3 protein-coding genes are annotated in these 7,133 nt (G+C 63.8%); all 3 read right to left on the bottom strand.

Features of this window, described 5'->3' with window-relative positions; translation table 11 throughout:
• Positions 1 to 501, bottom strand: a 501-nt coding sequence (locus EHS19_RS02260) for an amino acid kinase family protein (RefSeq protein ID WP_241677028.1), incomplete at its 3' end; no start/stop codon positions are given.
• A 355-nt stretch (positions 502 to 856) separates the two neighbouring features.
• Positions 857 to 2,947 (bottom strand): SpaA isopeptide-forming pilin-related protein, encoded by a 2,091-nt coding sequence (locus EHS19_RS02255; protein ID WP_151916191.1) that lies wholly within the window; start codon positions 2,945 to 2,947, stop codon positions 857 to 859.
• Between the two features lie 63 nt (positions 2,948 to 3,010).
• A complete protein-coding gene (locus tag EHS19_RS02250; RefSeq protein ID WP_151916190.1) occupies positions 3,011 to 7,060 on the bottom strand; it encodes a SpaA isopeptide-forming pilin-related protein in 4,050 nt (1,349 codons plus the stop codon).
• Between the last annotated feature and the right edge of the window lie 73 nt (positions 7,061 to 7,133).

Genomic DNA, 7,133 nt, shown 5'->3' with positions numbered 1-7,133 from the left:
GTCCGCGCCAAGCGCCACCGCCAGCGCGACCGCCGACGTGTCCGAGCCGCCACGGCCGAGCGTGGTGGCATCGCCCTTCGCGTTGATGCCCTGGAAGCCGGCGACGATGGCCACGTCGCCCTGCGCGAGCGCGTTCTTCACGCGATCGGGCTTGACGGCCTTGATGTGGGCCGCGCCATAGCGTGCGTCGGTGAAGAAGCCTGCCTGCTGACCGGTGAACGAGTGGGCACGGCTGCCTTCGGCGTGGATGGCCATGGCGAGCAGGCTCATGGAGATGCGTTCGCCGGCCGTCATGAGCATGTCCATCTCGCGCTCGGGCGGATTCGAGTCGATGCTCAGCGCCTGATCGATGAGATCGTCGGTGGTATCGCCCATGGCGGACACCACGACGGCGACCTTGTTGCCCTTCTTCTTCGTTTCGACCACGCGCCTGGCGACACGTTTGATCGAATCGGTATCGGCGACCGACGAGCCGCCGTACTTCTGCACGATGAGTGCCACTGCTGTCCCACTCTCCCTTAAGGTCTCGGCATAAGATCTCTGCTTTACGCCGTCGCCCATTCTACGTAATCGGCACGATTATATGAATGACGGCGGCCGGTTCGTGAACGCTCACCCATCATGCGGACGATCATGCGATCGCCGCCGGACGCTTCCGCATATGAGCGCATACGAGCGCATATGGCGTATATGATCACATCACGCATATGAACAACGGCCGTACTCTTCACCGTGTTGCCGGCATATGCCGGAGCGATGAAGGGTACGGCCGTTGTTCAGTCAGCCAATCAATTCAGCCAATCAATCAGTCAGCAGCCGACCTAGTCGGCAGCTGATCGCGGCAGCTGATCGCGACTCAGGCGTGCAGCGCGCGCCGGGTGGAACGGGACTTGACGTACACCAGAGCGGCGACGGAAGCGAGCAGCACGCCGATCAGCGTGAAGAACGCGATGCCGGCGGCACCGGTCTTCGGCAGCTCGGTGACGTTGCGCACGTTCTTGACCGCGTAATCGGTGATCTCGGAGTCCTGCCCGTCGTTCGGCGAGCTCGGAGCAAGGCCCCACAGGTCGGTGCCCTTGAACTCGACGGCCTTGCCGCCCTTGATGACGACGACGAAGCGCACGGCGACCGCACCGCCGAGGAATCCTTCGGGTGCGCGGGTCTCGGTGACCTCGTAGGTGCCGTCGGCGAGGCCGGTGAACGTCACGACGCCGTTCCTGCCGGTGGCCTCGATCGCGCGGGAGTCGGAGGTGTTGACGCCTTCGCCGGTGCGCGGCGTGAGCACGTGGTCAACGTCGTCCTCGTCGATCTTGCCGTCGCGGTTGACGTCCACGCCGGGCAGATCCGGGTCCGGGGTGCCGACCGCGGTGTTACCCTTGGTCTTCTCGTACGGCTTGATGACGAACGTGGCGCCGTTGATGTCGGCGGTTGCGTTGCCCTGCGCGTCGGTCTTGGTAAACGCGAACTGGCCGAGCGTGAGCTTGGTGCCATGCTGGGCGACGGCGTTGTTGTCGTTGACCTCGACGGTGTTCTTGACGGCGCTGTTGGGATCGTCGGCAGTGGTGGCCTTGACGGCGGTGATCTTCGCCGCGTATTCGACGACGACCTTCTTGCCCCACAGCGGCGTCGTGTTGTAGTCGGCGGAGTTGATGAGCTTGGAGAAGTTCAGCGTGAACCATGCGGCCTTGTCGGCGGCGCCCACGATCTCCTTGCCGTTGTTCTCGGCGGAGGTGGTCAGATCGAAGTCGGTGCCCTCGACGAGTTCCTTGACGACCTTGTCGCCGTCAACCACCTTGACGGTGTACTTGCCGACGTTGTTGCGCAGCGTGTCGGGATTGGACAGGTCGGCGGTCGGGTCGGCGTTCTCGGCGTTGGCCTTGTCGAAGCCTGCGAGGTTCACGGTCTGGCCCACGCCGGGGAAGTCCTGCAGCGTGAACTTGTAGGTGGCGGGATCATAGCCGGTGGTCAGCGGCAGCTCGGTGCTCAGCGTGTAGCGCACGGTCTGGCTGGTGGAGACGGTCTTGTCGGTATCGTCCACGGTCTTGGTGACCGGGGTGACGTGGTTCTTGAACGCGACGGTGTTGTCGCCCTGAGCGAGGTCGCCCAGCGGGTACAGGTAGTTCTCGCCCTTGTCGCCGGCGGTCAGGTGACCGGAGGCGAGGATGATCGGGGCGGAGTTGACGACGACCTGGCCGAACGACGTGGCGTCGTTCTCCTTGCCGTTCTGGATCCAGTTCTTGTCCTTGTCGCTGGCGGACCCGGCACCGTCCGCGTCGCTCTTGGTGGCGTCGAGGAACAGGTAGATGCCGGCGGGCAGCTCGGCCGTGTAGCTGGTGCCGTCCTTCGAGAAGGCGGCGAGCTTGCCGTTGGCGACGCTCAGTTCGGTGGGCTCGCCCAGCAGCTCCGGATCCTTGGCAAGGGCGGCGTTCAGCGCGTCGGCGAACTTGCGGGTGGTGCTGGCGGTCGCCGGGTTGCTGCCGTCGGTGTTGGTCCACGGCTTGGTCGCGGACTGGTCGAGGTAGCCGTTCTGAAGCGCCCACGCGAACAGGTCGGTGCCGTCGGTGGGGATGGCGACCGGATCCGCAGCGCTCGGGTATTCCTTGAGCGCGGTGGTCAGACCATCCTTCACGCCGTTCTTGGCGGCGTCGGCGGTCTCGACGCCGAAGACGGCGTTGCCGTTGGAATCGACGTACTGATAGTAGTCGGCGAGCTTGTACGCCTCGATGACGCGGTTGTTGCCGACGCCCCACTGGCGGGCCTCCTCGCTGGTGAACTTGAACGTGGCGTTCTCGGTCACCTTGCCGGCCTTATCGACCTGCTGGTCGGTCAGCGGCTGATACGGCAGCTTCGGCGTCTCGGCCGCGTTCGCGGCACCGGCGCCGAGCGCGAGTCCGCTCAGCAGCGTTGCCGCCGCGGCAAGACCGGCGAATAGTTTCCTCATCTTCATGGGTCTGCTTCCTTCCCTATTTCTTCTGGTCCCCCTGCAATGGTTGGTTGCAACGGATGTCCATCATCGCGTCCGACCTCTTGTCGTCGGTCGCATTCCGGCGAGCGCCTTGCGACGTCGCCAAATCTGTGTAGTCGCGGTGGCGAGCGCCGCAATCATCGCGATGCCGCCGCCGGCAATCATCCAATCACGGGACGTGCCGCCGCCGGTGAACGGCAGCGCGGCCACGGCCAGCACGTTTTCGATCGCGTTGATACCGATCGATGCCTGATCGAGATCATGGCGCACCGGAAGCGATGCCCCCTGCGGGGCGTCGATCCGGATATCGGTATTCGGCTGACGATATCCGACGTGGAACGTGTAGACGACGGTCGATGTCACGAAGCCGCTCGGCGCCTGCGTCTCGGTCAGCTCATACCAGTATTCGGTCTGTTCATCCGGGGCCGGGGCGAGGCCGGCGATGCGAAGTTTGCCGCTGGCCTCGTCCAGATCCTGATAGGTCTTGTCGGCGCCGTCCAGCACGTTGGGCTGGGTGGCGCAGTATCCGTTGGTGCTTCGGCAGTCGGTCACGCTTGCGGTGATCGTCTTGCCGCTGATCGCCTCCAATGTTCCGGTGGTTGCATTCTTCGTCAGCGGTCCGCGCACGCTCCACCGGGAGCCTGGGAGCAGCGTGTGGCTGTCCGTTGCCACCTTCGACCACGAAACCGTGGGCCGCTGGTTGACGATGTTGTTGCCGGCGACAGCGGTCGTGCCATCGGCCTGATGCAATTGTACATCACCATCGTCGTTCGCCGTGATGGTAAACGTGTAGTACGTGTCGCCCGCCGGCTGCCAGTAGCCGTCGGGTGCCGCGCTTTCCTGCAGTTTGTAGGTGCCCGGCTTGTCCACGGCGATGTTGAACATGCCCGCCGCGGCCGTGCCGTCCTTGTCGGCGAAGACATTGCCTGCGTTCTTGGATGCACACTTGTTCGCCTCGGTCGCGTCGGCGGCGTCCACGCAGTCGGTCACCGTGTGTGTGGCGCCGTTCGTCACCGGGGTGCCGGAGGCGTCCCTGATGAGGGTCACCTGCCATGTGGACCCCGGCACCTTGTCGTTGGTGTCGGCGTCGATTTTGCCCCAGGAGACGCCGCTGAGCTTGATGTTGGGGATCTCCTGATCGACGGATGCGTTCTGTCCGGTGCCGTTGCTCCATGCGCCCTGAGCGTTGGCCACGGTGAAGGTGTAGGTCTTCGCGGTGCCGTCAGGGTTGGTTTCGAGCACATAGCCGGTGGGTGCCTTGCGTTCGGTGAGCGTGTAGCGTCCGTTGGCAAGGTTGTTGATGTCGAATCCGCCGCCATCGGGGTTGTTGTCGAATCCCGCGTACGAGTAGCCGGTCGGCGCGGTGGCATCGTTGGCGATGTTGTCGTTGATGATGGCCGAATAGGCGGTGATCTTGCCGTTGGCATCGATGCTCGGCTTCCAGCAGATGCCGGATGCCCATGCGGTGTTGCCGGCCTCGGTGGTCGCTCCATGCTCGTCGGTGGCGCACACGGTCGGGTAGAACGCCGAATCATACGGACCGCCGATGATGTGCTGCGTGCTGGTCGTGTTATCCGCATTGTGGAACGTCACGTCGGCGTATTCGGTGGTCAGCAGCCATTGCGCGCCGGCGATCTGCTTGGTGGTGTCCGCGGCGTCCGTCTTGGACCAGGAGGCGGGGTACGGGGTGGAGAACTTCACGTCGCCGTTGGTCGCGAACGCGCCGCCGGAGAGGCGTGCGGCATTGCCGGTGAAGGTGATCGCCGCGGCCTTTTTGGCGGCGTTCTTGGTCTGTTCGCGTTCCGCTTCGTTGGCGCCACGGACGACGGCCTTGAGCGCCATGCCAGTGGTCAGGGAATCGTCGGTCGAGGAGATCCTGCGGGTGAGCTTGATGGTGTGCATGTGCGAGGCGTCCATCTCGACCTTGGCGCGATTCGCCACATCCGAGTCGGCGTATCGCGAGCCGGTCATCGTCACGGCGAGGTTCGTGCCGCCGCCCTCGCCGTGGTGCCAGCCGCCCTGCGAAGCAATGAGCGGGTCCTGGAAGTAGTCCTGGAAGCCGCTTGCCGCCTTGAGCGGAGTGCCGTCCTCGTACCAGTCCACGGCTGCGTTCACGCGATCGGTGAACCAGGTGTCCATGAGCTGGAAGTCGGTGCTATCGATCTCCTGCTTCCACATCGGGTTCATGATGGCGAAGTCGTCGCCGGCCATCGTGCCGGTGCCGCTGACGGTGTCGGTCACACGCTGCCACTTGCCTGCAGCATCCTGTTCCCACTTGACCAGCGCCGTTCCGCTGTAGGGCACGTCGTTCGGATAGGGCGAGCCGTTGGCGCTGTTGTTCGGATCGATGGTGGCGTCGACCCTGTTGTCGAACAGGGCGATGTTGCCGCCCTTGGACGCTGTGCCGGTACCGGACGGGCACAGCCACAGTCCGCCGCCGAAGTGACCGGCAACGTTGTCGTAGGCGACGGCCTTGGCCACGTAGGTGACCGTCTTCGATTCGGTGTAGATCGCGCCGCCGAGATAGCCGGAGGTGTTGTTGTTAAAATCGCCGCCCATGATGTAGGCCATCGACGAGGACTTGGCGTTGCCCTCGCTCATGGTGCCTTCCTCAAGGAAGATCGCACCGCCCGCACCTCCGCGGAATACGGTTTTGATCGTGCCGTCGGCATTGGTCTCGCGCTGACGCACGCCGGCGTAGTTGTTGATGAACCTGGGCCGGTTGCCGCGAGCGTCGTTCTGCACCCACAGCTCGCCGGACATGAAGATCGCGCCGCCGCCGAGCATGTATCCCCATTTGTTGGCATAGTTGCCGTCGAAGACCACGTTGCCGGTGATGCTCACGCTGGGGTAACCGGTGACATTATTGTCGGTTTTCTCGTTGGCGAAGATCGCGCCGCCGCCGAAATGCTGCGCGTCGTTATTGTTTTTCCAGCAGTCGTCCTTGCCGCCTATGACCGTGTTGCAGGCCTTGAGCACGGCATCGTCAAAGGTCTGGCCGTTGCTGTTGAACGTCACGACGTTGTCGTCGCTCGGCTTGACGACAAGTTTGGCGTTGCCCTCCTCGGAGATCGCGCCCCCGCCGTTCCCATGCGCCTTGTTGCCGGTGAACGTGCCGCCGGTGACGGTCATGATGCCGTTGTTGTGGATGGCTCCGCCTTTGGTCTCGGCGATGTTGTCGGTGAACGAACCGCCGTTGATCGTCAGCGTGCCGTCGCGGTCGTCCTGCAACATCACGCCTGCCGCCATATTGGCTTTGTTGCCGGAGAAGGTGCCGTTGTTGATCGTCGTGGCGCTGGAGCCGTTCGCGTTGTTCTCGATGAACAGCACGGAGCCGCGCTCGGCCTGATTGCCGGTGAATGTGCCGTTGTTGATGACGGTCGTGCCGTTGACCTGATGGATCAGGCCTCCGTTCGCGACGATCTTGTCTGCGTTTGCCGCAACGTTGCCGCTGAACGTGCCGCCATTGATGGTCAGGTCGCCCTCGTTCCATGCGAGCAGCGCCTGCGCGCCGGCCATGCGCGTGAACGTGCCGTTGTTGATGACCAGCGAGTTGGCCGCACCACTCGCGCCTTTGGTGGTGATATGCGCGAAACGGCGCGTCTTCGAGCCGTCGGCGGCACCGGCGTAGACGAATGACTTGTCCTTGGCGTCCTTGCCGACGATGAGCGCGCCGCCGTTGCTCACCGTGAACAGCGCCGTGGAGGGGTCGTCGTCGGCCGCGATAGTGAAAGCGCTTACAGAAGTGCCGTTCGTGGCAACCGCGATGTCGGCAGTCAGGGCGATGGTCTTGCCGTCAATAACGATCGACTCGCCTCGCGGGACGGCGATCGACGCGGTGATGGTGACGAGCGTGTCGCCGGTGGCCTTCGCCACGCAGTCCTTGAGCGCAGTCCAGTCGGCGGCGGCGCACTGCGCGGCGGCAGGATCGAGATTCACCGAGCGCGCATTGGCGTTTCGAGAGGATGCGAGAAGTTGCTGGGCACCGGCCGGCGCCGACAATCCGATCAGCATGGAAACGGACATGACCGCCGCCAATGCGGCCCAGATCCCACGATGAATAAAGCTACGCTTCGCACCCTCAAGCGTATGCATTTCGATGATCCTTACTACTCATGTTCTCACTGCCTGTTTCGGCGTCTACCCAACTTCATCTGACGCCGGAACA

The sequence above is a fragment of the Bifidobacterium jacchi genome (genome assembly GCF_009078285.1).
Lineage (GTDB): Bacteria > Actinomycetota > Actinomycetes > Actinomycetales > Bifidobacteriaceae > Bifidobacterium > Bifidobacterium jacchi.
Note: the sequence above shows the minus strand (reverse complement) of the source record. Positions and strands in the feature narration are given on the sequence as shown.

Coding starts and splice junctions, on each gene's coding strand:
- EHS19_RS02255 (WP_151916191.1), bottom strand. CDS start 2,947: ATGAAGATGAGGAAACTATTCGCCGGTCTTGCCGCGGCGGCAACGCTG.
- EHS19_RS02250 (WP_151916190.1), bottom strand. CDS start 7,060: ATGCATACGCTTGAGGGTGCGAAGCGTAGCTTTATTCATCGTGGGATC.